This is a genomic window from Polaribacter marinaquae (assembly GCF_038019025.1).
Lineage (GTDB): Bacteria > Bacteroidota > Bacteroidia > Flavobacteriales > Flavobacteriaceae > Polaribacter > Polaribacter marinaquae.
This window is the reverse complement of record NZ_CP150496.1, coordinates 1,924,195-1,951,058: the sequence shown is the minus strand read 5'-3', so window position 1 is coordinate 1,951,058 and position 26,864 is coordinate 1,924,195. Positions and strand designations below refer to the sequence as shown.

Annotated in this window: 31 protein-coding genes; 18 read left to right on the top strand and 13 right to left on the bottom strand. The window is 30.1% G+C overall.

Annotation, left to right across the window (positions count from 1 at the left end; translation table 11 throughout):
• Positions 1-6 precede the first annotated feature (6 nt).
• Positions 7-1,548, bottom strand: coding sequence for an aldehyde dehydrogenase family protein (locus WG950_RS08780; protein WP_340931719.1), 1,542 nt, complete (start codon positions 1,546-1,548; stop codon positions 7-9).
• Positions 1,549-1,663: 115 nt separating this feature from the next.
• Here WG950_RS08780 and WG950_RS08775 point away from each other — a divergent pair, with 115 nt between their 5' ends.
• The gene (locus WG950_RS08775) at positions 1,664-2,716 is read left to right on the top strand and encodes an isoaspartyl peptidase/L-asparaginase (RefSeq protein ID WP_340931717.1); all 1,053 of its coding nucleotides are present in this window, start codon (positions 1,664-1,666) and stop codon (positions 2,714-2,716) included.
• Here the strand turns inward: WG950_RS08775 and WG950_RS08770 are convergent.
• On the bottom strand, positions 2,704-3,048 hold the full coding sequence (locus WG950_RS08770) for a hypothetical protein (protein ID WP_079737850.1): 345 nt from the start codon (positions 3,046-3,048) through the stop codon (positions 2,704-2,706). The genes WG950_RS08775 and WG950_RS08770 overlap by 13 nt on opposite strands.
• A 161-nt stretch (positions 3,049-3,209) precedes the next feature.
• On the opposite strand from WG950_RS08770, the gene WG950_RS08765 reads away from it, so the two are divergent.
• Positions 3,210-4,184 (top strand): acyl transferase, encoded by a 975-nt coding sequence (locus WG950_RS08765; RefSeq protein ID WP_340931715.1) that lies wholly within the window; start codon positions 3,210-3,212, stop codon positions 4,182-4,184.
• Between the two features lie 19 nt (positions 4,185-4,203).
• On the opposite strand, the gene WG950_RS08760 is transcribed toward WG950_RS08765, so the two are convergent.
• Complete coding sequence (locus WG950_RS08760; RefSeq protein WP_340931713.1) at positions 4,204-4,545, bottom strand: helix-turn-helix domain-containing protein; 342 nt, start codon at positions 4,543-4,545, stop codon at positions 4,204-4,206.
• Between the two features lie 244 nt (positions 4,546-4,789).
• On the opposite strand from WG950_RS08760, the gene nfsB reads away from it, so the two are divergent.
• From nfsB to WG950_RS08725, 7 genes are all read left to right on the top strand, one after another.
• Positions 4,790-5,449, top strand: coding sequence for an oxygen-insensitive NAD(P)H nitroreductase (gene nfsB, locus WG950_RS08755; RefSeq protein ID WP_340931711.1), 660 nt, complete (start codon positions 4,790-4,792; stop codon positions 5,447-5,449).
• A gap of 27 nt (positions 5,450-5,476) precedes the next feature.
• Positions 5,477-6,316 (top strand): DUF4437 domain-containing protein, encoded by an 840-nt coding sequence (locus tag WG950_RS08750; RefSeq protein WP_340931710.1) that lies wholly within the window; start codon positions 5,477-5,479, stop codon positions 6,314-6,316.
• Positions 6,317-6,488: 172 nt separating this feature from the next.
• Positions 6,489-7,451, top strand: coding sequence for a 2OG-Fe(II) oxygenase (locus tag WG950_RS08745; protein WP_340931708.1), 963 nt, complete (start codon positions 6,489-6,491; stop codon positions 7,449-7,451).
• Between the two features lie 24 nt (positions 7,452-7,475).
• A complete protein-coding gene (locus WG950_RS08740) occupies positions 7,476-8,276 on the top strand; it encodes an SDR family NAD(P)-dependent oxidoreductase (RefSeq protein WP_340931706.1) in 801 nt (266 codons plus the stop codon).
• 120 nt (positions 8,277-8,396) lie between these two features.
• On the top strand, positions 8,397-9,020 hold the full coding sequence (locus WG950_RS08735; RefSeq protein ID WP_077810748.1) for a MarC family protein: 624 nt from the start codon (positions 8,397-8,399) through the stop codon (positions 9,018-9,020).
• 29 nt (positions 9,021-9,049) lie between these two features.
• Positions 9,050-9,646 carry an NAD(P)H-dependent oxidoreductase gene (locus tag WG950_RS08730; protein ID WP_340931704.1) on the top strand — a complete coding sequence of 199 codons (597 nt, stop codon included), beginning with the start codon at positions 9,050-9,052 and terminating at the stop codon, positions 9,644-9,646.
• A 3-nt stretch (positions 9,647-9,649) separates the two neighbouring features.
• Positions 9,650-11,536, top strand: a complete 1,887-nt coding sequence (locus WG950_RS08725; RefSeq protein WP_340931702.1) for a monovalent cation:proton antiporter-2 (CPA2) family protein — start codon at positions 9,650-9,652, stop codon at positions 11,534-11,536.
• Positions 11,537-11,573: 37 nt separating this feature from the next.
• On the opposite strand, the gene WG950_RS08720 is transcribed toward WG950_RS08725, so the two are convergent.
• Entirely contained in the window at positions 11,574-12,374 is an 801-nt protein-coding gene (locus tag WG950_RS08720; RefSeq protein ID WP_340931701.1) for a DUF6503 family protein, read from the bottom strand.
• A gap of 86 nt (positions 12,375-12,460) precedes the next feature.
• Between WG950_RS08720 and WG950_RS08715 the strand changes: the two genes are divergently transcribed.
• The 5 genes from WG950_RS08715 to WG950_RS08695 all read left to right on the top strand — a co-directional run bounded on the left by WG950_RS08715 (position 12,461) and on the right by WG950_RS08695 (position 15,200).
• Positions 12,461-13,021, top strand: coding sequence for a TetR/AcrR family transcriptional regulator (locus tag WG950_RS08715; RefSeq protein ID WP_077810752.1), 561 nt, complete (start codon positions 12,461-12,463; stop codon positions 13,019-13,021).
• Between the two features lie 63 nt (positions 13,022-13,084).
• Complete coding sequence (locus tag WG950_RS08710; RefSeq protein WP_340931698.1) at positions 13,085-13,636, top strand: carboxymuconolactone decarboxylase family protein; 552 nt, start codon at positions 13,085-13,087, stop codon at positions 13,634-13,636.
• Positions 13,637-13,716: 80 nt separating this feature from the next.
• Positions 13,717-14,031 (top strand): EthD family reductase, encoded by a 315-nt coding sequence (locus WG950_RS08705; protein ID WP_340931696.1) that lies wholly within the window; start codon positions 13,717-13,719, stop codon positions 14,029-14,031.
• A 3-nt stretch (positions 14,032-14,034) separates the two neighbouring features.
• Positions 14,035-14,682 (top strand): DsbA family oxidoreductase, encoded by a 648-nt coding sequence (locus WG950_RS08700; RefSeq protein ID WP_340931695.1) that lies wholly within the window; start codon positions 14,035-14,037, stop codon positions 14,680-14,682.
• A 77-nt stretch (positions 14,683-14,759) separates the two neighbouring features.
• Positions 14,760-15,200 (top strand): YHS domain-containing (seleno)protein, encoded by a 441-nt coding sequence (locus WG950_RS08695; RefSeq protein ID WP_340931693.1) that lies wholly within the window; start codon positions 14,760-14,762, stop codon positions 15,198-15,200.
• Positions 15,201-15,298: 98 nt separating this feature from the next.
• On the opposite strand, the gene tyrS is transcribed toward WG950_RS08695, so the two are convergent.
• Positions 15,299-16,591, bottom strand: coding sequence for a tyrosine--tRNA ligase (gene tyrS, locus WG950_RS08690; protein WP_340931690.1), 1,293 nt, complete (start codon positions 16,589-16,591; stop codon positions 15,299-15,301).
• 62 nt (positions 16,592-16,653) lie between these two features.
• Here tyrS and WG950_RS08685 point away from each other — a divergent pair, with 62 nt between their 5' ends.
• Positions 16,654-17,652, top strand: a complete 999-nt coding sequence (locus tag WG950_RS08685) for an SDR family oxidoreductase (RefSeq protein WP_340931688.1) — start codon at positions 16,654-16,656, stop codon at positions 17,650-17,652.
• Between the two features lie 3 nt (positions 17,653-17,655).
• Here WG950_RS08685 and WG950_RS08680 read toward each other — a convergent pair whose 3' ends face one another.
• The 4 genes from WG950_RS08680 to WG950_RS08665 are packed head-to-tail and all read right to left on the bottom strand — an operon-like array spanning position 17,656 to position 20,678.
• Positions 17,656-18,138 carry a DUF4296 domain-containing protein gene (locus WG950_RS08680; protein WP_340931687.1) on the bottom strand — a complete coding sequence of 161 codons (483 nt, stop codon included), beginning with the start codon at positions 18,136-18,138 and terminating at the stop codon, positions 17,656-17,658.
• A gap of 2 nt (positions 18,139-18,140) precedes the next feature.
• Complete coding sequence (locus tag WG950_RS08675; RefSeq protein ID WP_340931685.1) at positions 18,141-19,481, bottom strand: dihydroorotase; 1,341 nt, start codon at positions 19,479-19,481, stop codon at positions 18,141-18,143.
• Positions 19,482-19,487: 6 nt separating this feature from the next.
• Positions 19,488-19,949, bottom strand: a complete 462-nt coding sequence (locus WG950_RS08670) for a GNAT family N-acetyltransferase (RefSeq protein WP_340931683.1) — start codon at positions 19,947-19,949, stop codon at positions 19,488-19,490.
• Between the two features lie 6 nt (positions 19,950-19,955).
• Complete coding sequence (locus tag WG950_RS08665) at positions 19,956-20,678, bottom strand: polyprenol monophosphomannose synthase (RefSeq protein ID WP_077810762.1); 723 nt, start codon at positions 20,676-20,678, stop codon at positions 19,956-19,958.
• Between the two features lie 80 nt (positions 20,679-20,758).
• On the opposite strand from WG950_RS08665, the gene WG950_RS08660 reads away from it, so the two are divergent.
• Both WG950_RS08660 and WG950_RS08655 read left to right on the top strand, forming a co-directional pair.
• Entirely contained in the window at positions 20,759-21,400 is a 642-nt protein-coding gene (locus WG950_RS08660; RefSeq protein WP_340931680.1) for a DUF4271 domain-containing protein, read from the top strand.
• An 18-nt stretch (positions 21,401-21,418) separates the two neighbouring features.
• Positions 21,419-22,165, top strand: coding sequence for a uroporphyrinogen-III synthase (locus WG950_RS08655; protein ID WP_077810764.1), 747 nt, complete (start codon positions 21,419-21,421; stop codon positions 22,163-22,165).
• A gap of 75 nt (positions 22,166-22,240) precedes the next feature.
• On the opposite strand, the gene radA is transcribed toward WG950_RS08655, so the two are convergent.
• The 4 genes from radA to panC all read right to left on the bottom strand — a co-directional run bounded on the left by radA (position 22,241) and on the right by panC (position 25,957).
• Positions 22,241-23,602 carry a DNA repair protein RadA gene (gene radA / locus WG950_RS08650; RefSeq protein ID WP_340931679.1) on the bottom strand — a complete coding sequence of 454 codons (1,362 nt, stop codon included), beginning with the start codon at positions 23,600-23,602 and terminating at the stop codon, positions 22,241-22,243.
• 182 nt (positions 23,603-23,784) lie between these two features.
• The gene (locus WG950_RS08645) at positions 23,785-24,729 is read right to left on the bottom strand and encodes a lysylphosphatidylglycerol synthase transmembrane domain-containing protein (RefSeq protein ID WP_340931677.1); all 945 of its coding nucleotides are present in this window, start codon (positions 24,727-24,729) and stop codon (positions 23,785-23,787) included.
• A 2-nt stretch (positions 24,730-24,731) separates the two neighbouring features.
• Complete coding sequence (gene panD / locus WG950_RS08640) at positions 24,732-25,082, bottom strand: aspartate 1-decarboxylase (RefSeq protein WP_077810767.1); 351 nt, start codon at positions 25,080-25,082, stop codon at positions 24,732-24,734.
• A gap of 23 nt (positions 25,083-25,105) precedes the next feature.
• Complete coding sequence (gene panC, locus WG950_RS08635) at positions 25,106-25,957, bottom strand: pantoate--beta-alanine ligase (RefSeq protein WP_340931673.1); 852 nt, start codon at positions 25,955-25,957, stop codon at positions 25,106-25,108.
• Between the two features lie 97 nt (positions 25,958-26,054).
• Between panC and WG950_RS08630 the strand changes: the two genes are divergently transcribed.
• The gene (locus WG950_RS08630) at positions 26,055-26,864 is read left to right on the top strand and encodes a glycogen/starch synthase (RefSeq protein ID WP_077810769.1); all 810 of its coding nucleotides are present in this window, start codon (positions 26,055-26,057) and stop codon (positions 26,862-26,864) included.

Sequence of the window (26,864 nt, the reverse complement as noted above, 5' to 3'; positions counted from 1 at the left end):
TTTCTTTTACAAGTCAAACTTAATTCCTTGTGCTAAAGGCAATTCATCAGAATAATTTATAGTATTTGTTTGCCTTCTCATATACACTTTCCAAGCATCAGAACCAGATTCTCTACCGCCACCAGTTTCTTTTTCGCCACCAAAAGCACCACCAATTTCTGCACCAGAAGTACCAATATTAACGTTTGCAATTCCGCAATCTGAACCTGCATAAGACAAGAATTTCTCTGCTTCTTTCATTTCGTTGGTCATAATTGCAGATGATAAACCTTGAGCAACACCATTTTGTTTTTCAATTGCATTTTCAACTTCACCAGAATACTTCATTAAGTATAAAATTGGCGCAAAAGTTTCGTGCTGTACAATTTCAAAATGATTTTCTGCTTCTATAATTGCGGGTTTAACGTAGCAACCAGATTCGTAACCTTTTCCTTCTAAAACACCACCTTCTACTAAAACATTTCCGCCTTCATTTTTCGCTTTTTCAATAGCTTCTAAATATGTATTTACAGAATCTTTATCGATTAATGGGCCAATATGATTTTTTTCATCTAAAGGATTTCCAATAGTTAATTGTTTATAAGCGCCAACAATTGCATCTCTTACTTTATCATAAACAGATTCGTGAATAATTAATCTTCTTGTTGATGTACAACGTTGTCCGCAAGTACCAACAGCCCCAAAAACAGCTCCTGGAACTACAACTTTTAAATCTGCAGTTGGTGTAATAATAATGGCATTGTTACCACCTAATTCTAATAAAGATTTTCCAAAACGTTCAGCAACTTTTGCGCCAACAATTCTTCCCATTCTTGTAGAACCTGTTGCAGAAACTAACGGAATTCTAGTATCAGCAGTCATCATTTCACCTACTTTATAATCTCCATTTATAATACAAGAAATTCCTTCTGGTAAATTATTTTCTTTTAAAATGTCTGCAATTATGTTTTGACAAGCAATAGAACAAAGAGGTGCTTTTTCAGAAGCTTTCCAAACACAAACATCACCACAAATCCACGCCAAAGCAGTGTTCCATGCCCAAACTGCAACCGGAAAATTAAATGCAGAAATAATACCAACAACACCAATTGGATGCCATTGTTCTCTCATAACATGTCCTGGTCTTTCAGACGGAATTGTTTGTCCGTTTAATTGTCTAGATAAACCTACAGCAAAATCACAAATGTCTATCATTTCCTGAACTTCTCCGTAGCCTTCTTGCAAAGATTTTCCCATTTCATAAGAAACTAATTTTCCTAAAGGTTCTTTTAAATCTCTTAATTTATTACCAAACTGGCGTACAATTTCTCCTCTTTGCGGTGCAGGCATATTTCTCCATGATAAAAATGCTTTTGTTGCAGTTTCCATCACTTTCTCATAATCTTCTTTGGTAGTCGTTTTTACTTTACCAATTAACTTACCATCTACTGGCGAGTAAGATTCTATAACATCTCCGTTAGAAAAGTTATTAGAACCGGTAGATGTACCATTATTTATATCTTTTAAACCTAATTCTTGTAAGGCGTTTTTTATTCCAAAATCCGTCATTTTGTTATTACGTTTTAGTTGTTTAATTTAGAAGTTCGAAATTACGAATTATTTTAGACATATATAAATTAAACAAAAATGATATAATCTGTTTAATTTTAAACAAACTGTAAAAATGAAAAACTTCTTTATTGCCATTGTAACTTTTGCTTTTTTGTTAAGCTGTACATCAGAATCAACTAAAAAAGAAGCCTTAAACACAAAAAAAGTAAATGATTTTGCAATTATAATTCATGGTGGTGCGGGTACAATTTTAAAGAAAAATTTGTCTGATGAAAAAGAAGCAGCCTACAAAGCAAAACTAGAAGAAGCAATTACTGTTGGGCATACAATACTTAAAAATGGTGGTACAAGTCAAGAAGCCGTTGTAAAAACGATACAAGTAATGGAAGAATCTCCATTATTTAATGCAGGTAAAGGAGCCGTTTTTACGCATGAAGAAACCAATGAGTTGGATGCATCTTTTATGGATGGTAAAACACTAAATGCTGGTGCAGTTGCAGGTGTTACCAATGTAAAAAGTCCGATTGAATTAGCAGTTAAAATTATGACAGATTCAGATCATGTAATGTTATCTGGTAAAGGAGCTTCAATTTTTGCAAAAGAAAAAGGATTGGAAATTGTAGACCCAAGTTATTTTTTTACTGATAGAAGGTTTGAATCTTTAAAGAGAATCAAAAATAAAAATAAGACAGAATTAGACCACGATGATAAAAAAGCTGCTTTTTATGATGCAGATATTAAAAATGCAAAATTTGGTACAGTTGGTTGCGTTGCTCTGGATAAAAACGGAAATATTGCAGCAGGAACTTCTACTGGCGGAATGACAAATAAACGTTGGGGAAGAATTGGTGATGCACCAATAATTGGTTCTGGTACGTATGCAAATAACTTAACTTGTGGTGTTTCTTCTACCGGTTGGGGAGAATACTTTATTAGATCTCAAGTTGCTTATGATATTTCTGCTCAAATGGAATATCAGCAGAAATCTTTAAAAGAGGCAACTTCAAATGTTATACAAGATAAATTAACCAAACTTGGTGGAACTGGCGGAGTTGTAGCTCTAGATAAAAACGGTAATATGTCTTTTGAATTTAATACCGCTGGTATGTATAGAGCATCTATGGATGAAAAAGGAAATTTAGTTGTAAAAATCTATAAAGAATAAGCCAACCATTTTTTAGGAATTGGTTTTAAATCTAATTCTGCTTGTTCTGATTTTATCTTTTTTTTCAAACCAATTCTAGAAATTTTAGGAATAGATAAATTTATATTATTGCGTTTATTAATAAGTTCTAAAACTTCGCTTATAGTATTGTCTGTGCACAAAACCAAACTATTCATCATTGCGTTAGATTCTTCTTTTAAATCGTAAAAATCTACAAAATAAGCAGGTTTATTATCTTGATACACTAACCATTGGTGGTACTTTCTTTTTGTTAGTTCTACAACTTCTTTAACACCTGTAATAGTTCTATATGTATTTTTAGATAAATTCATTTATATCAATTTTGGAAGATAAAAATAATATGAAACGAAAATCTTTTGTCTATTTTTTGGATGAACGGTTCGCTTTTTACTTTAAAGATGTAATATTCTTCTTTAAAAGAGAAGTAATAATTCATAAACGTATTCTTTAAATCTTATTTTTGCAATAAGTTATGACAGACAAGATTTTTAACATACATACAACAGAAGAGTTTAACCAAGTTGCTTTAGAGGTTTTTAAACATCAATTTAAAAATAATAGAGTTTACAGATCTTTTTGCGATTTATTATACATTCACCCATCAGATATTTCTAAAATAGAAGAGATTCCTTTTTTACCAATTCAGTTTTTTAAAAGTAAAAAGGTAATTGCAAGTTTAGATGAAGTTGATACTGTTTTTACAAGTTCTGGTACAACAGGTAGCATTACAAGTAAGCACTATGTTACAGATGTGAATCTTTATAAAGAAAGTTATTTAAAAGGATTTGATTATTTCTACGGAAATATAGAAGATTATACAGTACTCGCATTATTGCCAAACTATTTAGAAAGAACAGGTTCTTCTTTGGTTTTTATGGTTGATGATTTAATTAAAAAATCGAAAAAACCAGAAAGTGGTTTTTACCTAAATAATTTAGAAGAATTGGCAAAAAAGCTTAAAGAATTAGATGCTAAAGGCGAAAAAGTACTTTTAATTGGGGTTTCTTTTGCTTTGTTAGATTTGATTGATTTACATCAATTCGAATTAAATAATACCATTGTTATGGAAACCGGTGGAATGAAAGGAAGGAGAAAAGAATTGGTTAGAGAAGAATTGCATAAAATTTTAAAATCTGGTTTTGGTGTTGATGAAATTCATTCAGAATACGGAATGACAGAATTACTAAGTCAGGGATATTCTAAAGGAAACGGAATTTTTAATACACCACCATGGATGCAAATTTTAACAAGAGATACAGAAGACGCTTTAAGTATTAATTCGCATGGTAAAAATGGCGGAATTAATGTTATTGATTTAGCCAATTATAACTCTTGTTCTTTTATTGCTACGCAAGACCTTGGTAAAGTCTATACAGATAATTCTTTCGAAATTATAGGACGTTTCGACAATTCGGATATTAGAGGTTGTAATTTAATGGTATTGTAGTAATGAGATTGAATAAAACCTAACTAATTTTCTTATAATTTTCTGCAGCATAATTTCCCCAATCTGCTATAGATTGTACAACCGGAATTAAACTTTTACCAAAATCGGTTAAAGAATATTCTACTTTTAATGGCGGTTTAGAAGTGTAAACTTTACGTTTAACTAAGCCATCTTCTTCTAAAGTTTTTAATTGTAAGCTTAATGTACGTTCTGTAACCGATGGCATTTCTTTTCGTAATTCGTTATAACGAAGTGTCTTTTCTCTTAAATGAAATAGAATAACTGTTTTCCATTTTCCACCAATAAACCCCATTGTTAAACTCGCACAACAAGGATATTCTTTACCATTTAATTTATACATATTAGCTTTTATTAAATTTTTATGCAAAGGTAGCATACTATCATTAATTATACAACTATACTTTTTATAGTAAATTTAACATTCGTCTAAATGTATTGATATTGTTGTGTTTAGGTTGTTTTTTGTTGAAATAATTTGTACTATCATTTTCGACCGTTATTGTGAGTTTTAGATTCTCTAATTACTTTTGAACTATACTTTTTATAGTATAATTGAAAAATCAACTTAATAAAAATATATACAAATGAATTTAACTGAAACATTAAACTGGAGATACACAACTAAAGAATTTGACTCAACAAAAAAAATATCGGAAGCAGATATGGCAGAAGTCAAAAATTTATTAAGGATTAGCCCATCGAGTGTAAACTTGCAACCTTGGCATTTTATAGTTGCAGAAACTACAGAAGGTAAAGCGTGTATAGCAAAAGGAACTCAAGGTTTCTTTCATTTTAATGAGCCTAAAGTTACCAATGCTTCAGCAGTCGTTTTATTCTGTTCAAAAATTGATGCAGATGATGCGTATTACCAACATATTGCTGATACTGAAGATAAGAATGGTAGATTTCCAAATGAAGATATAAAAAATGGATTTTTAGGAGCTGTTAAAGCGTTTGCTGGGATTCACAAATACGATTTAAAAGACCAGCAACACTGGATGGAAAAACAAGTCTACTTAAACATAGGAAGCTTTTTATTAGGAGTGGCTAGTTTAGGTATTGATGCTACTCCAATGGAAGGTATTGATGTAAAAGCATTAGATGAAGAATTTGGTTTAAGAGAAAAAGGTTTTACAGCTTTAGTTGCTGTTTCTATAGGTTACAGAGCAGAATCTGATTTTAATTCAACAGATAAAACACCAAAATCTAGATTGCCAGAAAGTGAATTATTCACTGAAATATAATTAGTATTTCTCTTGAAAATTAATATCATGAAAAAAAACATCTTATTCGCATTAGCACTATTAGCAGGTATTTTTGCAAAGGCGCAAACACCAACAACAGACAATATTAAATCTGTAAACGAAGTAGTAACTGCAGATACTGTAGAATGGGGTTGGTTAAATCCTTTACGAGGTGATAAAAGTCCAGCAGCAGGAAAACTTTGGGGAGACAGAACCAAAAACGAACCAGCAGGTTTTTTAGTGAAATTCAATAAAGGGTTTTCTTCGCCACCACACATTCATAATATCACATATCGCGGAGTGGTAATTAAAGGTTTATTGCATAATGATGATGAAAATGCAGAAAAACAATGGCTACCTGCAGGATCTTATTGGCAACAACCAGCAGGAGAAGCACATATTACTGCAGCAGATGGTGAGGAAAATATGGCTTTTTTAGATATACAAGAAGGACCATATTTGGTAAAGCCAACATCCGAAGCTTTTGATAATGGAGAAAGACCTGTTAATGTTGATAAAACGAATTTAGTTTGGTTAAATGCCAATGATATTGAATGGATTTCAGAAAAAAGTAATGTAGAAACTGCTTTTTTATGGGGAAGCCACAAAAAAAATCAATTACGTGCTTCTTTATTAAAATTACCAAGTGGTTTTAAAGGAAAAATTAAAAATTTAAGTCCAAATTTTAGAGCGGTAGTTATTTCTGGTGGAATTTCACATCAGTTTTCTAAAAAAGAAGTTAAAAAGGAATTAAACGCACCATCTTATTTTGGAGCAGAAGAAAATGCTACTTCCATCATTTCAGCAGAAAAAGAAACAGTGCTTTATATTAGAAGTAACGGAAATTATAAAGTGATATCAAAATAACTTTTAATTTTAAAATATAATTAAACCCAAGTATCGATTATTATTAGACGAAGCCACCAAATATTTAATATTATGTGTGGCTTTTTCAATTTCATCATGTAATTTGATTATAAAAGCTAAATGCAGAAACTAGTAGTTATCGATATTCAAAAAAGAATCTAAAAAATTAGTTATGAAAACAATAACAAATACCAATGCACTAGAACAGGCACGTGCAATTACGCAACCAACTCGCGAAGCTTCATTAAAACGTGAACCTTCTGTATCTCATTTTTGGAATAACAATAGAAAATTACTGGAAGAAGCATGGGCAACATGGGAAATGGAAAACAAAGACAATTTACTAATTCCTGATGAAACATTACTTGATCCAAAATTGCGAAAAGCAATAAATGACGCTTGGGAAAACCCAGAAAAAGAAAACGCTGTTGCCGATTTATGGGAAGAAATTATTCCGGGTGTTTATGTTGCACAGTTTTTTGATGTGGAACGCTTAGCAGAATTCCGTAAGTATTTAGAAGATGTAGTAAATTCTGAAATCCCAAAACGTGCACCTTATGGTATTCAATTAAATCGTTATGGAATGATGTTAGATGAGCGTTCAGAAGGTCATTTAGCTGCACCAAGTTTTCAAGCCTTTTATAACGACATGATGAATCGTTATATGCGTCCAATTGCACGTTTATTGCTTGGTACTTATGGTTACGATAATCAAACTTTTGGTTTTTCTATTCAATATAATCCAGATAAGGATAAAGATTTACATGCGCACACAGATGCTTCAGCAGCTACTTTAAATATTAATATTAACTTACCTGAAGAGGTATTTACAGGATCTGAAGTTGATTTCTATGATAAAGCATCAGGAAAAACAGTACAAACTATTTTTGAACCAGGAAAAGCAATCCTTCACAGAGGCAATGTGCCACATGCTACACATCCTATTACTAGCGGACAACGTAGTAATTTAGTAGTTTGGTTATACGGAGATCGTATGCAAGTGCCAAGAGGAAGTACAAGTAGTTATGGCAATATAAATAGCTTAACGTCAGAGAATGTAACATCAGAAAATATTTCAGCTGGTGAACGTTGGAGCGTGCCAAAAGGAACTAAAGATACGTTTGCGCCATTTTAAAAATTTTAAAAAAAAGAATAAAATATGAATATATTAATCACAGGAAGTACAGACGGTATAGGAAAACTTACTGCTTTAAAACTAGCCAAAGAAGGCCATGAAGTATATATTCACGGAAGAAACAAAGCTAAAGTAGATAGTGTTATTGCCGAAATTAAAAATGCTTCAAACAACGAAAATATAAAAGGATTTGTTGCCGATTTTTCAGATTTAAATGCTGTAAAACAACTTGCGGAACAAATTAAAAATGAAGTATCAAGTTTAGATGTTTTAATTAATAATGCAGGTATTTTTAAAGCACCTTTACAAAAAACAAAAGACGGATTAGATATTAGAATGTCTGTTAACTATTTAGCGCCTTATATTTTAACGGAATCTATTGTATCTATTTTAGAAAAAGGATCAGAAACAAGAATTGTCAATTTAAGTTCTGCAGCACAATCAACTGTTAAAAAAGGGATTCTTACAGGAGCTGTTTCTATTAATGCAAGCGATGCTTACGCACAAAGCAAATTAGCTTTAACCATGTGGAGTTTTCATTTTGCAAAACAACATCCAAATATTACGACTATTGCTGTTAATCCTGGTTCTTTATTAAATACTAAAATGGCTAAAGAAGCTTATGGGCAACATTGGTCGCCAGCAGAAAAAGGTGTAGATATTTTATATGATTTAGCAACTTCTGATGCTTATAAAGACGCTACAGGAAAATATTTTGATAACGATAAAGGCGAAACAATTGGGCGTTTTTCACCTGCACATCCAGATGCTTATGATGAAGTTAAAATATCAGAATTATTAGAAATAACTAATCGCATTATATAATCGTGTTTTAAAAAATCTTATTGTACATTTATCTAAAGATAATTTTTGTGATTCTGCAAATTATCAATAAAAGATTCAAGGGTAATCAAGATCCTTTAAAAAAAATTAAATTTATATTAAATGGATAACTTAATTACGTTTGCAATTACAGTATTTACCGGCTTTTTTGCGATTACAAATCCTATTTCTAACATGACGGTATTTTTGTCTTTAACAGAAGGCGCAGATAAAAAAACAAAAAGAGATATTAATAAACGAGCAAATATTATTGCGTTTATTATTGTTACTGTTTTTATCCTTTTAGGAAAATATATTTTCGAATTATTTAATATCAGTATTCCGGCTTTTAAAATTACTGGCGGAATTTTAATATTCTTTATTGGTTTTGAGATGTTGCAGTCTAAAAAATCGAATGTTAAGAGTATAAAAAATGTAAATATTGATGAAAATATTGCGGTTTCTCCTTTAGCAATTCCTATTCTTGCTGGTCCTGGAACAATTGTAACCGCTATGAATTTTGTTTCTAATGCAGCACCTTTACAGTTATTTATGGTAATTGCTATCTTTGGTTCTATGAGTTTATTAACTTATTTTACATTTAGAATTAGCGATTTAATTGTAAAAATTGTTGGTAATAATATCATTTCTGTAATTGGTAAAATTATGGGATTAATCATTGCAATTATTGGTACCGGAATGATTATACAAGGAATTAAAATTTCTTTCGATTTAATTTCTAATTAGGCTTTAAACGTTACAAAAACGTATCAAAAATGAAAAAAGTTTTAGTGCTATTTTCTCATCCAAACTACGAGAAATCTAGAGTTAATAAGGTTTTAATAAATCATATTAAAGATATAGAAAACGTAACAGTACATGATTTGTATGAAGAATATCCAGATTTTCATATTGATGTAAAATTTGAAAAAGAACTTTTAAATACGCACGATGTTATAATTTGGCATCATCCTTTTTATTGGTATAGTTGCCCGCCATTAATGAAACAATGGATTGATATGGTTCTTGAGTTTAATTGGGCTTATGGGCCAGAAGGAAAAGCGTTGCACAATAAAATTTGTTTAAACGCTATTACAACTGGTGGTTCTAAAGAAGTCTACTGTTCTGCAGGATACAATAGTTTTACCGTAGCACAATTTTTAAGACCTTTTGAGCAAACTGCAAATTTATGCGGAATGAATTATTTACCGCCGTTTGCAGTTATGGGAACTCACAAACTTTCTGATGAAAAATTAGAAAACTATAAATTAAACTACGGAAAACTGATAGATTTATTAAAGTCTGATGTTTTATTAAATAATGTAGAAAAAACGTCATTTATAAATGATTATCCGCAACTTAAAAACGAGTAAAAAATGACAGGGAGTTTACTTTTTGAAGCTATAATGTTTTTGCTTGGAGCCATTATTTGTGTCTCTATCGCTAAGCGATTAGGATTAAGCTCTGTGATTGGTTACTTATTGGCAGGTGTTTTAATAGGACCATATGTTTTAGGTTTTATTGGTGAAGAAGGAGAAGATATTTTACATTTTGCAGAATTTGGTGTTGTAATGATGCTGTTTTTAATTGGTTTAGAAATAGAACCTAAAAACTTCTGGAAAATGCGTAAAACCATTTTAGGAATGGGAGGAATACAAGTTGCTGCTACAATGTTACTTTCTTACTTGTTATTTACTTTTCTTGGTTTCGATTGGAAAGTTTCTTTAGTAATTTCTATGGCAGTAGCACTTTCTTCTACAGCAATTGCTATGCAAACAATTAAAGAAAAAGGTTTAATGGATACCAATTTTGGCACTGCTGCATTTTCTATATTGTTATTTCAAGATATTATTGTAATATTTATGTTGGGTTTTATACCGCTACTTTCTACTTCAGCATCAACAAAAACTACAAATACACATTCAGAATCTTCTAGTTTACTAGAAAGTTTACCAATAGGTTTTCAAACTTTGGCAATCATTTTATCTGTTGTTTTAATTATAGTAGTTGGTAATTATTTGGTGGTGCCAATGTTAAGAAAAGTTGCAAAAACTGGCGTAAGAGAGTTGTTAATTGCTGCGGCTTTGTTAATTGTATTCGGAATCTCTTTTTTAATGGAATTTGTTGGTATAAGTCCGGCCTTAGGTGCTTTTTTAGGTGGTGTTGTTCTTTCTAACAGTGAGTTTAAACACGAGCTAGAAAGTACATTAGAACCCTTTAAAAACTTACTTTTAGGGCTGTTTTTTATGGCTGTAGGTGCTTCAATTAATTTTATTGTTATTGCTAAAAGCCCTTTTACTATTGGCGGAGTTCTAATTGCAATTATTGTAATGAAAGGGTTGATTTTATATATTACTGGTTCTATTTTTAAGTTAAAATTAGATCAGAAATTATTATTAACGTTTAGTTTGTCGCAAGTTGGTGAATTTGCATTTGTGTTACTGTCTTTTGCGTTTGGTCTAAATATTTTAGAGCAAGAACAAATGGATATGCTACTTGTAATTACAGCATTAAGTATGGCAATAACGCCAATAATTAGCATTGTAAATGAACGCTTTATTTTACCAAAAGTAGGTACAAAAGAATCTGTAAAAAGACCTATGGATCATATTGCGAAATCTCAAAAAATAATTTTAGTTGGTTTTGGGCATTTTGGAAGTACAATTGGAAGGTTTTTAAGATCTCATGGTGTAGAAGCTACTATTTTAGATCACGATTCTAATCGTGTAGATTTTCTAAGGAAAATGGGTTTCGAAGTGTATTATGGCGATGCTACAAGAGAAGATTTATTAGAATCTGCAGGTATTGCAGAAGCAAAAATTATTATTTGTGCTACTAATAAAATTAGTGTTTCGAAAGCAATTAGTAAAATTGTAAAAGAGAAATATCCGCAAGTAGAATTAATGATTCGTACTAAAAACAGGTACGATGCATACGAGCTTTTAAACAACGGAGAACAAAATATTTATAGAGAATCTTTAGAAACATCTTTAGTTTTGGCAAAAGATGTTTTAAGTAAAATGGGTTTTAGAAAATATACGTTAAATAGGCAGGTTCAAAACTTTATTAAATACGATGTAGAAAGTCTTAGACGGTTAGCTACAGAAACGAAACGTGAAGATGATTATATTTTTAAAGCTAGAAAGGAATTAGAACAGCAAGAAAAATTTTTAAATGAAGATTTTAAAAGAGGAATTGTAGAGTTTGATAATCATTGGGATAGTGAGCATATTAGAGAAATTTTAAACAAATCTAAAAAATAATAAAACCGCATAGATTTTTATCTATGCGGTTTCTATTTTAATTTAAATAGTTACCGTTTTCTGTTTTTTTAAACATTTTTAAATCAAATGCTTTTTCAGATAGTTTTACATCTTTAAATACGTTGGTTCCTTTTGGTTTAATTGGTTTATTATTTTTAAAAGTATAGCCAATAATAGATTTTGGTAGTATTAAGCCATTTACATTTTGCCAATCTTTATATCTTCTAAAATGTAATTCTTTCTTGTCGATTCCTTCAACAAAATTAACAGTATAACCAAGCCACTCCATATTAAAAGTTGTTGCATTATAATATAAAACATATCTGTCTTCTGGTGTTTCACCAACACCATTATTATATGTTATTTCAATTCCTGGATAGGTTTTTCCTTCAAAAACTAAAGGTTCTGCATCTTTATAATTAATACCATCATCAGCTAAAATAAAAGGCATCGCATAAAAATAAAACATCAAATTATAGCCATAAATAGGATCATATCCTTTGTGTTTTTCTTTTGACTTATTTTCTAACCATACTTTAGATCCGTCAAAACCAATTGTACTATTTTTGTTAGTTAATAAAGCTTCTCTGCTTTTTAAATTGGTTGCTATTATTTCATCTCCATTTTTAGTTTCCATTGTAAAAACAAGAGACTTCATTTTTTGCCAGTTTTCGATACCTCCATGAGCATCAAAAATATCTAATAAATTCTTCGGATATTTTAAAGCTGTGTTTTTTTCAATTTCAATTGTTTCTGTCTTAGGCTCTGTCGCTTTTTTTTCTTCTTTACAAGAAATAAAAATTAGTGTTATAAGACATAAATAGATAGTTTTTTTCATAATAAAAAGTATTAAAGATGTTGCAAAACTATGAAAGATTTTTTTATATCAAAGCATTTGCTTAGTTTTGTGGTCTTTTATTTAAAATGGCAAGAAAAAAACAATATAACGAGCAAGTAGTTATAGAAAAAGCAATGGCTTTATTCTGGCGAAATGGCTATGAAAATACCTCTGTTAGAATGTTAGAAAAAGAAATGGGAATTAATCAATTTTCTATTTATGCTAGTTTTGGTAATAAACAAGGTGTTTTTTTAGAGAGTATAAAATGTTATCGAAAACAAATTAGACAGATTACAGACATTTTAGAAAATGGTAAAAACGGAATTAAAGATATTAAAGACTATTTTTTTAATTTTTTAGAATTCTCTAAAGAAAACGCATGTTACAAAGGTTGTTTGGTAACAAATACTGTTAGCGAATTAAAAAGTGAAGAAAACCCTCTAATAATGAAAGAGTTATTGTTTTTTTCGAATGAAATAAAACAATTGTTTGTAAGAAGTTTAAAACAAAACGACTACGAAGAGGTGTTAATTGATAAGAAAGCAAATTTTCTTATGAATAGTCTTTTAGGTTTATCGATAGCATCTAAAGTATACAGCACAAAAGAATTAGAAGAAATTATAGAAATGACTTTTTTAAATAATTAGTTTTTTTTTTAATATAAACTAAGCGACTGCTTAGAAATATAAATAGTAAATAAAAGTAAAATTATGACAACATTAAAAATACACAACATCGAATCTGCACCTGCAGATGCAAAGCCTTTATTAGAAAACTCTCAAAAAGCATACGGAATGATACCTGGTTTACATGGCGTTTTAGCAGGTTCTCCTCAAATATTACAGGCTTACCAAACGTTACACGAGTTATTTACACAATCATCTTTTAACGAAGAAGAACTTACAGTAGTTTGGCAAGCAATTAATGTAGAGCATTCATGTCATTATTGTGTACCAGCGCATACAGGAATCGCAAATATGATGAAAGTTGATGAAAACATTACAGAGGCATTGCGTAACGAAACTCCTTTAGAAAGTTCTAAATTAGAAGCATTACGTACAATGACTTTAGCAATTGTAAAGAACAGAGGTAATGTTACTCAAGCAGATTTAGATGCTTTTTATGTAGCAGGTTACCAAGAGAAGCATGTTTTAGATATTATTTTAGGTTTATCTCAAAAGACAATTAGTAACTATACAAACCATATTGCAAATACACCTGTAGATGCAGCTTTCGAAAAATTTGCTTGGTCAAAAAAGTAAACTCTAATTTTTTAGTGTAAAATTATAACTGTAAACCTTCTGTATCTTTGCAGAAGGTTTCTTTTTAAAAAATAGTAAAAATGATTAAAGTATCTGTAATGTATCCAAATGTAAATGATGTTCGTTTTGATGCAAAATATTATAAAAACTCGCATTTACCAATGGTAATTAAAGCTTTAGGAAACGCTTTAAAAGGTATAGAATTAGACTTAGGGTTAGCAGGAAGAAATTCTGATGAAAAGGCGCCTTATGTAGCAATTGCACATTTAAAATTCGATAGTATTGCAAGCTTTAAAGAATCTTTTGGTCCGCATGCAAAAATGTTTGCAGAAGATGTAAAAAATTATAGTAATGTAGAAGGAGAAATTCAAATAAGTGAATTAATAACATTTTAGAAAATGACAAGTAAATTAAAAATAGATATTGTATCAGACGTTGTTTGCCCTTGGTGCACAATTGGTTATAAACGATTAGAAAAAGCAATTGAAGAATTAGGTGTTAAAGATCAAATAGAAATAGAATGGCAACCATTTGAGTTAAATCCGAATATGCCAAAAGAAGGTCAGAATGTAGTAGAACATATTACAGAAAAATATGGTTCTACAATAGAGCAACAAAACGAATCTAAACGGAACATGACAGAAATAGGCGCAGATTTAGGGTTTAAGTTTGATTATTTTGATGATATGAAAATGGTAAACACTTTTGATGCTCATGTTTTATTAGAATATGCCAAAGATTTTGATAAACAAACCGAGTTAAAAATGACTTTAACGAAAGCCTTTTTTAGTGATAGAAAAGATGTTTCAGAAAAAGAAATTTTAAAAGAAGCGCTTTTAGAGGTTGGTTTAAATGCTGATGAAGGATTGGCTAAATTAGATGATGAAAAAGCTAGGTTAGAAGTTAGAAATAAACAAAATTATTGGAAAAACTTAGGTGTAAATTCTGTACCAACAATTGTTTTTGATAGAAAAAGTGCAGTTACAGGTGCGCAACCTATTGCTACTTTTAAGCAAGTTTTAACCGAACTGATTAAAGAAAAATAAGTTTTAGATAATTTATTTAACAAATCTTTAATGTAATTAAAAACACTCTATCTCGACTTAGTATAGAAACCAATTCGATGAGAAATTTAATAACATTTTTAGTACTTGCTTTTTCTACAACTATTTTTGCACAAGATTATAATTTAAAAAAAGGATATGTTGCAGAAGGTTATGATGTTGTAGCCTATTTTAGTAATAAAGCAGAAAAAGGAGATAAAAAATATACAGCAAATTACGACGGAGTAAAGTTTAAGTTTTCATCTCAGGAAAATTTAGATACGTTTAAAAATGCACCAGAAAATTACTTGCCGCAATATGGTGGTTATTGTGCATATGCAATTGGTGTTAAAGCCGAAAAAGTCTCTATAGACCCAGAAACTTTTGAAATTAGAGATAAAAAACTATACTTATTTTATAATTCTTGGGGAACAAATACGTTAAAATTATGGAAGAAGGAAGGTGCTGATGAACTTAAAATAAAAGCCGATAAAAACTGGAAAAAAATAACTAAAAAATAAGTGATAGTCGAAAGCAGTCTTGGGGGAGATTGTGAATGTTGTTGAAAAAAGAAGAGCTGAATCATAAATTCAGCTCTTCTTTGTTTTTTAAGTAATAACTAATCTACTTTTAGTAGATAGTACGTTTTTTTACCTCTTTGTAATAAAACATATTTATTTGCAATTAAGTCTTCTTTAGAAATTGTAAAGTCTTCTTTAACCTTTTCTTTATTTACAGAAATTGCATTTTCTTTTAAAGCTCTTCTTGCGTCTCCGTTAGATTTTAAGAAGTTTGTTTTTGCAGATAAAGCAGCAATCATATCTAATCCTTCTGAAACATCTTCTGCAGAAACAGTTGCTTGTGGTACACCATCAAAAACATCTAAAAACGTTTGTTCGTCTAAAGATTTTAAATCATCTGCATTCGATTTTCCGAATAAGATATTAGAAGCAGCAATTGCTTTTTCGTAATTTTCTTTTCCGTGAACTAAGGTGGTAACTTCTTCTCCTAAACGTTTTTGTAAAACACGTACATGAGGCGCTTCTTTATGTTCTTCAATTAAAGAATTAATAGTTTCTTCGTCTAAAAAAGTAAAGATTTTAATATACTTTTCTGCATCTTCATCAGAAGTATTTAACCAATATTGGTAAAATTTATAAGCAGAAGTTCTTTTAGCATCTAACCAAACATTTCCACCTTCAGATTTTCCGAACTTAGAACCATCAGATTTTGTAATTAACGGACATGTAATTGCATATCCTTTTCCGTTACCAATTCTTCTAATTAATTCTGTACCTGTAGTAATATTTCCCCATTGATCAGAACCACCCATTTGAATAGTAGTTGCGTTTTCTCTAAATAAATGCAAGAAATCATAACCTTGTACCATTTGATAAGTAAACTCTGTAAAAGACATTCCGTCTTTAGACTCAGAACTAATTCTGTTTTTTACAGAATCTTTAGCCATCATGTAGTTAACAGTAATATGCTTACCAATATCTCTAATAAAATCTAAGAAAGATATATCTTTCATCCAATCGTAGTTATTCACCAAGATTGCAGCATTTTTTGCATCAGATTCAAAATCTAAAAAATGGCCTAATTGTCCTTTTACACATTCTTGATTATGACGCAATGTTTTTTCATCTAACAAATTACGTTCTGCAGATTTTCCTGAAGGATCTCCAATCATACCAGTTGCACCACCAACCAAAGCAATAGGTCTGTGTCCACATCTTTGATAATGAGCAAGCAACATAATTGGTACTAAATTACCAATATGTAAAGAATCTGCAGTTGGATCAAAACCAACATAAGCACTTCTCATTTCTTCTAGTAAATGTTCTTCAGTTCCTGGCATGCTGTCGTGCAACATTCCTCTCCATTTTAATTCTTCAATAAAATTCTTCATTGTATTCTGTTTATCAGATGGCAAATATAACTTTATCGAACAAAATATACTAAATTAGCAGTATGATTTTAGTAACCGGAGGAACAGGTTTAGTTGGTGCACATTTGTTATATCATTTAATTAAAAATGATGAAAAAATACGTGCAATTTATAGATCTGAAGAAAAAATTAAAGCTGTAGAAAAAGTTTTTTCTTATTACACAGATGACACTTCTTTAATTACTAAAATAGATTGGTTTAAGGCAGATATTACAGAGGTTCCGGCAATGATACCTGCATTTAAAAACATCGAAAAAGTTTATCATTGTGCTGCATTTATTTCTTTTAATCCGAAAGATTATAGAGAAATGAGAAAGGTTAATATACATGGTACTGCTATAATTGTAAACCTTGCAATAGATGCTAAGGTTAAAAAAATGTGTTTTGTGGGTTCTATTGCTTCTGTAGGTGATGCGTTAAACGGACAATTAATTACAGAAGAAAACGAATGGAATAAAGAAGAAGACAATAGCGGTTATTCGATTACTAAGTTTGGCGCAGAAATGGAAGTTTGGCGAGCAAGCCAAGAAGGTGTAGAGGTTGTTATTGTAAATCCGGGAGTAATTTTAGGAAGCGGATTTTGGTTTGCTGGTTCTGGTAAATTATTTAGCCAAGTTTATAACGGATTTAAATATTATACAGAAGGTATTACAGGGTTTATTGGTGTAAAAGATGTTGTAAAAACAATGATGTTTTTAATGGACTCTAATATTAAAAATGAACGCTTTATATTGGTGTCAGAAAACAAAACTTACAAAGAAGTTTTCTTTTTAATTGCCGATGCTTTTGGTAAAAAAAGACCATCAATTAAAATAAAAAGATGGCAAACAAGTTTACTTTGGCGATTTGCATCTTTCTTATCGTTTTTCACAAAAAAAGAACCTTTATTAAGTAAATACTCGGCAAAATCTGCACACGAAGTTTCTAAATATTCATCAGAAAAAATAAATAAAGTACTAAATTTTAACTTTGCTAAAGTAGATGAGGTAATTGACAATGTTGTAAAAAACTATACGAAGTAAAATTTATTCGCGCGTAATAATTTCGTCTAAAACTTTACCGGTTGCTAAAGTGTCTAATTTACCTACTAATTTTAAGCTATCTAATCTTTTTTGCTTGTCTCTAATTCTGTCTAAAGAATCTTTTCTTATAGAGTCTAGTTTTGTTTTAAGGTCTTTATAAACAGTATTTCTAGCTTCGATATTTTCTACTGCATCTTCTAATATTTTTTGATACAAATCGATTTTAGACATGTAATAATAATTGCTTTTATCAAAACGTGTACTATCAATTTTAAACTTGTTGTAAACAAGCGGCATATAATTGATGTTTTTTTCTGAATTTTTATTTTTAATGAATTTTGCACTTGTGGCAATCATCATTTCTTGTAATAAAAGACTCATAGTATCTTTAGGAATAAGATCTTTAGGTTTCTCGAAAATAGTATTACTATTACAAGAAACTAAAACTAAAACTAAAAATATAAGAATATAGCTAGCGTTTTTCATGCTTATCTATTAAAAGTAATTCGTTTTCCTTTAATAGTATCATTAAAAGCACCTTCATTATACATTAAATTACCATTTACAAACGTATGTGTAATTGTAGATGAAAAAGTTGTACCTTCAAAAGGAGACCAACCACATTTGTATAAAATGTTTTCTTTAGAAACAGTTTGCGGTTTATTTGCATCAATTAAAACTAAATCGGCATAAAAACCTTCTTTTATAAACCCTCTTTTTTCAATTTGAAATAACTTAGCAGGATTGTGGCTCATTTTTTCTACTGCTTTTTCAATAGAAATTACACCTTCTTTTACTTTTTCTAGAATTGCAGTAACAGCATGCTGTACTAAAGGGCCGCCACTTGGTGCTTTTGTATAAACATTATCTTTTTCTTCTAATGTATGTGGTGCATGGTCGGTTGCTAGAACATCAATTCTGTCGTCTAACAAAGCTTTCCATAAACCTTGTCTGTCGTTTTCTGTTTTTACAGCCGGATTCCATTTTATGTGTGTTCCTTTTTCTTCGTAATCTTTATCAGAAAACCATAAATGATGTATACAAACTTCTGCTGTAATTTGCTTTTCTTCTAAAGGAATGTCGTTTCTAAAAAGTTCGGTTTCTTTAGCAGTAGAAAGATGAAAAATATGCAATCTAGCACCTGTTTTCTTTGCTAATTCTATGGCTTTAGATGAAGATAAATAGCAAGCTTCTTCACTTCTAATAATTGGATGATATTTTACAGGAATATCATCGCCATATTTATCTTTATATTCTTGTGTGTTTTTTCTGATAGTTGCCTCGTCTTCACAATGTACAGAAATAATCATTTTTGTTGATGAAAAAATCTTTTCTAAAACAGCTTCGTTATCTACCAACATATTTCCGGTAGAAGAACCTAAAAACAATTTAATTCCGGCAACTTGTTTAGGATCGGTTTTTAACAATTCGTCTAAATTATCGTTTGTACCACCAAACATAAAAGAGTAATTTGCATAAGAATCGTTGGCGGCAATTTTAAATTTATCTTCTAATAATTCTTGTGTTGTTGCCTGCGGTACGGTGTTTGGCATTTCTATAAAAGTTGTGATTCCGCCAGCAACTGCAGCCCTACTTTCTGTGGCAATATTTGCTTTGTGTGTTAAACCGGGTTCTCTAAAATGTACTTGATCATCAATAAAACCAGGAATTAAATATTTGCCATCAGCATTAATAACGGTAACATTTTCAGGAGCTTTAATTTCTGTAGAAATTTCTTTTATAATTTCATTTTCAATTAAAACATCACCTTTAAAAGTTTTGTTTTCGTTAACTATTGTTGCGTTTTTTATTAATGTTGATTTTGCCATTTTTACTTAAATTTCTGTTCTCATATTAACCAAACTTTTGGTAAAACCAAAACGTTCGTATGCTTTTATTGCTGCTGTATTATTAGTGTAAACATCTAACCTTAATTCGTTAGTGTTATTTTCTTTTGCCCATTTTTTTAAATCTGCCAAAATTAGGCTACTTATTTTTTTACCTCTATATTTTTCTTTCACAAATATAAAACCAATATAGCCATGTGTAGAATTTTTATGATATACTTTTGATTTTTCTAATCTTACATAACCAGATGCTACAGGAATATTATTTATTGTAGCTACCAATAATTGTGTCTTTTCATTAGAAATTAATTCTGGAATATTGTAGTAAAATAATTTACCTTCTGCTAAAAAAGGATCTAAAGGTCTTTCTGCTTTAATAACGCCTTGTTCAAATTCTAATAAGATTTGTAAGTCGTTTAAATTTGCAGGCCTTATAGAAACTTGATTCATTGTAATTTATTTTGGTAAACCTTTAAGTCTCATTTTTATAACACCAAAAAGAGCTTCCGAAATTATGTTTCCGCTCATTTTAGAAGCGCCTAAATCTCTATCAGTAAAAATTACAGAAACTTCTTTAATCTTAAATTTGTGTTTCCATGCTTTAAATTTCATTTCTATTTGAAAGGCGTAGCCAACAAATTTAATTTTATCTAGATTTATAGTTTCTAATACTTTACGTTGCCAACATACAAAACCTGCAGTTGTGTCAAAAACCGGAATTCTAGTGATAAAACGAACGTATTTAGAGGCAAAGTAAGAAAGTAGAAGCCTTTTCATATCCCAATTTACTACGTTTACCTGGTTGTTTACATACCTAGAACCTACAGAAACATTACCTTGGTTGGTAAAACATGCATTGTATAAACGAACTAAATCTTTTGGGTTGTGAGAAAAATCGGCATCCATTTCGATGATAAAATCATACTTTTTAGCCAATGCCCATTTAAAACCATGAATATAAGCTGTACCTAAACCATTTTTACCTTTTCTGTTTTCTATAAAAAGTTGATTAGGAAATTCTTTAATTAAATTTGTTACAATTGTAGAAGTACCATCTGGAGAGTTGTCATCTACAACTAAAACATGAAACTTTTTTTCTTGATTAAATACCGCTCTAATAATGGCTTCTATGTTCTCTTTTTCGTTGTAAGTTGGTATGATAACAAGACAATCTGACATATATGAAATTTCATGTGGTAAGAATGCAAATATACATTTTTTAATTACTAATTTTGTGTTAATATCTTATAAGAAAGAAAGTGCAAGCAGTCGAAAAAATATCAGAAAATACAAGTTGGATTCCCATAGTTTTGGTGTTTCTATTTTCGTTGATAGCGGCATTAAAAATTATAGATTCTGTAAAGCTTAGAGGCTATGTGTTTGCAATGTTTAATAAAGGTTTTGTAGAGGACGAAGCCGAAGAAGACACTTCTATATTTAGTTCTTTTTACAGTCTTATTTTTCTTTTTTTTATTACAGTTTTATCTTTGGCTTTACATTTTATTGTCTCGAAAAATCACGCAACAATTGCAAACAATTTTGGTTCTTTTCTAAAGTTTTTCTTGATTGTTTTATGTTACTTTTCTGCTAAGAGAGTGCTAGAAAATGCCATTGCTAGTTTGTTTTTAATGAAAAAACATGTGCGTTATTACATAGTTTCAAAATTTAGTTACCAATATTCTTTAAGTTTTATACTATTAATTGGTTATATTGTATTTCAATTCAGCCCCTTAAATCCTACGAATTTTATATATTTCTCTTTAATCTTATATGTTTTTAGATTTATATTTCTTGTTAGAAATAACAAAAACCTGATTTTTAGCGAGTTGTTTTATTTTATTTTGTACATTTGCGCCTTCGAAATAGCACCGTTATTAACACTGTTTAAATTGATGCTTTAATTTAAAAAACGAAAGCGTATGAAAGTGAAAACGATATTAGTATCGCAACCTGCACCTAAGACAGAAACTTCCCCATATTTTGACTTGTCTGATAAACAAAAAGTAAAGATTGATTTTAGATCTTTTATTCATGTTGAAGGAATTCCTGTTAAAGAAGTTAGAAATCAAAAAATAGACTTTAAAGATTTTTCTGCAATAATTTTAACGAGTAGAAATGCCGTAGATTATTTCTTTAAAATTGCTGAAGAAATGCGTTTTAAAGTGCCAGATGATATGAAATATTTCTGTCAATCTGAAGCAGTTGCTTATTATTTACAAAAGTATGTAGTTTACAGAAAACGTAAAATTTATGTTGGTAACAGAACTTTTCCTGATTTGATTAAGTTAATTAAGAAACATAAAACGGAAAACTTTTTATTACCATCTTCTGATAAATTAAAGCCATTAGTGCCGCAAGAATTAGATAAAATTGGTGTAAAATGGAAACGTTTAGATTTATATAGAACAGTTGTAAGTGATTTATCTGATTTAGAGAATGTATTTTACGATGTTTTAGTGTTTTTTAGTCCTTCTGGTATAGAATCTTTATTACAAAATTTTCCAGATTTTAAACAAAACAACACAAGAATTGCAGCCTTTGGTAACTCTACAGTAAGAGCAGTAACAGAAGCTGGTTTTAAATGTGATATAGAAGCACCGTCTCCAGAAACACCTTCTATGACAATGGCTTTAGATAAATATATTAAAAGTGTTAACAAAAAGTAAAACACTATATTTTATAAATTAATAAAAAAACCAAGCAAATTTGCTTGGTTTTTTTGTGTTTATTATTATTTCTAATTAAGCAAATAAAGTAGCAAATGCCTCTTCTATTTTGCCAACTAAAACAAGTCTTATAGAATGGTTTTTAGAAGAAATTTTATTGTACTTAGAGGCAACTAGTGTTTTATAACCCAATTTTTCTGCTTCGGTAATTCTTTGATCTATTTTAGAAACCGGTCTTATTTCTCCGGCCAAACCAACTTCTGCAGCAAAACATACATTTGGATTAATGGCTATATCTTGATTGCTCGACAAAATTGCCGCTACAACAGCCAAATCTATTGCAGGATCATCTACATTTATTCCGCCAGTAATATTTAAAAAAACATCTTTCGCACCTAATTTAAAACCTGCTCTTTTTTCTAAAACAGCTAAAATCATGTGTAATCTTTTTAAATTATAACCGGTGGTAGATCTTTGCGGAGTTCCATAAACTGCTGTAGAAACTAAAGCCTGAATTTCTATCATTAACGGTCTAATTCCTTCTAAGGTTGATGCAATTGCGGTTCCGCTTAAATCTGCATCTTTTTTTGAAATTAGAATTTCAGACGGATTTGAGATTTCTCTTAAGCCGTTAGAAAGCATTTCGTAAATACCTAGTTCTGATGTTGAACCAAATCTATTTTTTTGACTTCTTAATATTCTATAAGTATGATTTCTGTCTCCTTCAAATTGTAAAACAACATCTACCATGTGTTCTAAAATTTTTGGTCCTGCAATGTTTCCTTCTTTGTTAATATGACCAATTAATAGAACAGGAGTAGCGGTTTCTTTTGCAAACTTTATCAATTCTGCAGAGGTTTCTCTTATTTGAGAAATTGTACCTGGTGATGCTTCTATAGAGTTTGTATGCAATGTTTGTATAGAGTCTATAACCAAAACATCTGGCATAGTTTCTTCTATATTTTTAAAAATTTGTTGTGTGCTTGTTTCTGTTAGAATTAGACAATTAGAATTTTTTACATCTAATCTTTCTGCTCTCATTTTTATTTGAGATTGACTTTCTTCACCAGAAACATACAATACTTTTTGACTAATATTTAAAGCAACCTGTAGTAATAATGTAGATTTACCAATACCAGGTTCTCCGCCTAAAAGTGTTACAGATCCTTTTACCAATCCGCCACCTAAAACAGTATCTAACTCGTTGTTATTGGTAACTACTCTTTCTTCTGGATTTAGAACAATATCTGCAATTTTTAAAGGTTTGTTAACTGTTTGTTTTGCAGTTGTAGATTGTTTCCAAACGTGTTTTTCTTCTTTTTGAATAACTTCTTCTACAATGGTGTTCCATTCTTTACAAGCGCCACATTGGCCAACCCATTTTGCGTGTTGTGTGCCACAGTTTTGACAGAAAAAAGTTGTTTTGGTTTTAGCCATTTAATTATTTTTTGATAAAAGTATTAAACAAGTAAAGTTACAAAGTAAAATTAATTTATAACAGCTATTTTAGTTGTGTAATTAGTAACCAAATAGTTGCGTTAGCGATTGAAATGGCATCCTTTTTGCTTTTCGCAAAAAGATATAGTGTAAAGCGCGACCTTTAGGTAACGCCCAAAAAATTATTTACTTTTATTATATATTGGTAAAAACAGAAATGCTAATCCACCAAAAATAATAATCATTGCAGTTTGCGCGGTCCACATAATCCAACCGAAAGCTGTTGCCGGTTCTGTGGCAACATTAAATAAAGCTAACGCGCTAGCAACAGCAATTGGGTATAAACCAATACCGCCATTTGTTGCTGCAATTGAAAAACCACCAGCAATAAAACCGATTAGAATTCCGCCAAAAGGTACTTCTAGGCCATCTATAGCAGGTATTGTTGCCCAAAACATAGCAACATACATTACCCAGATAAATATAGTATGAAAAATAAAAGCCCATTTATTTTTCATTTTAAAAATACTTGTAACGCCTTCTATTAAACCGGAAACAAAAGTTTTAATTTTTAATAAAAAACCAGATTCTGCTTTTTTTACAAATGATGTAAAGATGTAAAAACCAATAATTAAAACTGCTAAGCCAATAATAATTTTTGTTGGGTTAAAGTTTTTTGTAAGTAGGTTGTAAATAAAATCGAATTGAACAAATAGTGTAATTGCAACAATAGAAAGCATCATAATTAAATCTGCAATTCTTTCTGCGACAATGGTACCGAAGCCTTTTTCGAACGGAATTTTCTCGTAGTTTGCCATTACAGTTGCTCTAGAGATTTCACCTGCTCTTGGCAATGCTAAATTTACCAAATAACCAACCAAAACAGCTAAAACACTGTTAGTAAATTTAGGTTTAAAGCCTAATGGTTCTAACATAAATTTCCAGCGATATGCTCTAGATAAGTGGCTTAAAATACCAAAAAATAAACCTAGAAAAATAAAACTATAATTTGCTTCTTTAAAGTAGGTAGCTAAGGTTTCTATTGATATTTCTGAGATAGAATACCAAACTAAAAAACCTCCCAAAGCGAGAGGTAATATAGTTTTTAAAATTTTCTTTATGTTCAAAACTAAGTAAGTGTATTGTCTTTTTCGTTAGGAAAAACTAAAGATGGCTTAAATGTTTTTGCTTGTTCTAGTTCCATAAAACCATAAACAATTAAAATTAATACATCTCCTTTGGCAACTTTTCTTGCAGCTGCACCGTTTAGTGTAATTTCTCCGCTTCCTCTTGGTCCTGGTATTGCATACGTTTCTAAACGTTCTCCGTTATTATTATTAACAATTTGAACACGTTCTCCTTCAATAATATTTGCAGCATCCATTAAATCTTCATCTATGGTAATGCTTCCTATATAATTTAAATCTGCACCTGTAACTTTTACACGGTGGATTTTAGATTTTACTACTTGTACTAACATATGGCAAAAATACTATTTTTTAGTTAATTATTTTTTAGTCGAATGTTATCTATCAATCTTATTTCTCCTGCAAATACCGCAATAAAGGCTCTGTATTTTTTATTATCTATTTTAGTTTCTGCAGTTTCTAAAGTTTTTTCTTCTGCAATTGTAAAATACTCTAACTCTAATAAAGGTTGATTTTTAAATTGATTTTCTACCCATTCGTTTAATTCTATTACACTTTTTGTGCCAAAATTTTTCTTAACTTTTTTAAGCGTTTTGTAAATAAACGGTGCAATTTCTCGATGTTCTTTTGTTAGTCTAGTATTTCTAGAACTCATTGCTAAACCATCTTCTTCTCTAAAAATAGGGCAGCCTTTTATTTTTACATCAAGCTGATGCTTTTGCACCATCTTTTTTATAATTTGTAATTGCTGAAAATCTTTTTCGCCAAAGTAGGCTTTGTTAGGTGTTACAATTTCAAATAAAGTTTTTACAATTGTACCAACACCATCAAAATGACCATCTCTAAATTTTCCTTCCATTTGGTGTTCTAATCCGTCGAAACTAAATTTTTCAGAGATAATTTTATCGTCATAAATTTCATCAACAGAAGGCGTAAATAAAACATCACAAGCAACAGGCTCTAAAAGTTTACAATCATTTTCTAATGTTTTTGGATATTTCTCTAAATCTTCTGCATTGTCAAACTGCGTAGGATTTACAAAAATACTTACCACAACAATGTCATTTTTTTTCTTTGCTTTTTGTATTAAAGACAAATGACCTTGGTGTAAAGCGCCCATAGTTGGTACAAAACCTATTGTTTTTTTATTGAGTTTATACTCTAAAATACAGTCTTTTAGGTCTTTTTTGTTATTGAATATTTTCATTGTTATCTTGTTGCTAAAGTGTGCAAACTTACCATTTTAACACGATATTAGCATAAAAATTTGTATTTTTGCAAATCTCATAAAAGAGTTTGATTTAATGAAGGACAAGAGAATATTATTCGTTTCATCTGAAGTAGTACCTTACTTACCAGAAACAGAACTATCGTCAACTGCATTTAATGCAGCTAAAAATGCACATTCTAAAGGAGTACAAACTAGAATTTTTATGCCAAGATATGGTGTAATAAACGAAAGAAGACATCAATTACATGAAGTAATTCGTCTTTCTGGAATGAATCTAGTTGTGAATGATATGGATATGCCATTAATTATAAAAGTTGCATCGATACCGAAAGAAAGAATGCAGGTTTATTTTATAGATAATGAAGAATATTTTAAAAGAAAAGCCGTTTTTACTGATGAAGACGATACGCTTTTTGAAGATAATGACGAACGTGCAATTTTCTTTGCAAAAGGTGTTGTAGAAACTGTTAAGAAATTAAACTGGGCTCCAGATATTATTCATGTGCATGGTTGGATGGCTTCTTTATTACCACTTTATTTAAGAGAGTTTTATAATGAAGAACCATTGTTTACAGAAAGTAAAATTGTTACTTCTATTTATAACAATCCATTTGAAGGAAATTTAGATGAAGAATTAGCAGATAAAGTTAAGTTCGATTTAAATGATAATAGTAAAATAGCAACAATTAGTACACCTAACCATACTAATATATTAAAAAGTGCCATAGAAAATTCTGACGCAATTATACATGGTAGTGAAGACATTTCAGAAGAATTAACTTCTTTTATAGAAGAAAAAGAAATTCCTGTTTTAGGTTTTCAAGAAGAGAATTTTAAAGAAAGTTATTTAAATTTTTATGCTGATTTAGTTTCAGCAACTTAA

Bases quoted from the DNA above. Each gene is read 5' to 3' on its own strand.
- WG950_RS08780 (WP_340931719.1), bottom strand. From the start codon at position 1,548: ATGACGGATTTTGGAATAAAAAACGCCTTACAAGAATTAGGTTTAAAA.
- WG950_RS08775 (WP_340931717.1), top strand. From the start codon at position 1,664: ATGAAAAACTTCTTTATTGCCATTGTAACTTTTGCTTTTTTGTTAAGC.
- WG950_RS08770 (WP_079737850.1), bottom strand. From the start codon at position 3,048: ATGAATTTATCTAAAAATACATATAGAACTATTACAGGTGTTAAAGAA.
- WG950_RS08765 (WP_340931715.1), top strand. From the start codon at position 3,210: ATGACAGACAAGATTTTTAACATACATACAACAGAAGAGTTTAACCAA.
- WG950_RS08760 (WP_340931713.1), bottom strand. From the start codon at position 4,545: ATGTATAAATTAAATGGTAAAGAATATCCTTGTTGTGCGAGTTTAACA.
- nfsB (WP_340931711.1), top strand. From the start codon at position 4,790: ATGAATTTAACTGAAACATTAAACTGGAGATACACAACTAAAGAATTT.
- WG950_RS08750 (WP_340931710.1), top strand. From the start codon at position 5,477: ATGAAAAAAAACATCTTATTCGCATTAGCACTATTAGCAGGTATTTTT.
- WG950_RS08745 (WP_340931708.1), top strand. From the start codon at position 6,489: ATGAAAACAATAACAAATACCAATGCACTAGAACAGGCACGTGCAATT.
- WG950_RS08740 (WP_340931706.1), top strand. From the start codon at position 7,476: ATGAATATATTAATCACAGGAAGTACAGACGGTATAGGAAAACTTACT.
- WG950_RS08735 (WP_077810748.1), top strand. From the start codon at position 8,397: ATGGATAACTTAATTACGTTTGCAATTACAGTATTTACCGGCTTTTTT.
- WG950_RS08730 (WP_340931704.1), top strand. From the start codon at position 9,050: ATGAAAAAAGTTTTAGTGCTATTTTCTCATCCAAACTACGAGAAATCT.
- WG950_RS08725 (WP_340931702.1), top strand. From the start codon at position 9,650: ATGACAGGGAGTTTACTTTTTGAAGCTATAATGTTTTTGCTTGGAGCC.
- WG950_RS08720 (WP_340931701.1), bottom strand. From the start codon at position 12,374: ATGAAAAAAACTATCTATTTATGTCTTATAACACTAATTTTTATTTCT.
- WG950_RS08715 (WP_077810752.1), top strand. From the start codon at position 12,461: ATGGCAAGAAAAAAACAATATAACGAGCAAGTAGTTATAGAAAAAGCA.
- WG950_RS08710 (WP_340931698.1), top strand. From the start codon at position 13,085: ATGACAACATTAAAAATACACAACATCGAATCTGCACCTGCAGATGCA.
- WG950_RS08705 (WP_340931696.1), top strand. From the start codon at position 13,717: ATGATTAAAGTATCTGTAATGTATCCAAATGTAAATGATGTTCGTTTT.
- WG950_RS08700 (WP_340931695.1), top strand. From the start codon at position 14,035: ATGACAAGTAAATTAAAAATAGATATTGTATCAGACGTTGTTTGCCCT.
- WG950_RS08695 (WP_340931693.1), top strand. From the start codon at position 14,760: ATGAGAAATTTAATAACATTTTTAGTACTTGCTTTTTCTACAACTATT.
- tyrS (WP_340931690.1), bottom strand. From the start codon at position 16,591: ATGAAGAATTTTATTGAAGAATTAAAATGGAGAGGAATGTTGCACGAC.
- WG950_RS08685 (WP_340931688.1), top strand. From the start codon at position 16,654: ATGATTTTAGTAACCGGAGGAACAGGTTTAGTTGGTGCACATTTGTTA.
- WG950_RS08680 (WP_340931687.1), bottom strand. From the start codon at position 18,138: ATGAAAAACGCTAGCTATATTCTTATATTTTTAGTTTTAGTTTTAGTT.
- WG950_RS08675 (WP_340931685.1), bottom strand. From the start codon at position 19,481: ATGGCAAAATCAACATTAATAAAAAACGCAACAATAGTTAACGAAAAC.
- WG950_RS08670 (WP_340931683.1), bottom strand. From the start codon at position 19,949: ATGAATCAAGTTTCTATAAGGCCTGCAAATTTAAACGACTTACAAATC.
- WG950_RS08665 (WP_077810762.1), bottom strand. From the start codon at position 20,678: ATGTCAGATTGTCTTGTTATCATACCAACTTACAACGAAAAAGAGAAC.
- WG950_RS08655 (WP_077810764.1), top strand. From the start codon at position 21,419: ATGAAAGTGAAAACGATATTAGTATCGCAACCTGCACCTAAGACAGAA.
- radA (WP_340931679.1), bottom strand. From the start codon at position 23,602: ATGGCTAAAACCAAAACAACTTTTTTCTGTCAAAACTGTGGCACACAA.
- panD (WP_077810767.1), bottom strand. From the start codon at position 25,082: ATGTTAGTACAAGTAGTAAAATCTAAAATCCACCGTGTAAAAGTTACA.
- panC (WP_340931673.1), bottom strand. From the start codon at position 25,957: ATGAAAATATTCAATAACAAAAAAGACCTAAAAGACTGTATTTTAGAG.
- WG950_RS08630 (WP_077810769.1), top strand. From the start codon at position 26,055: ATGAAGGACAAGAGAATATTATTCGTTTCATCTGAAGTAGTACCTTAC.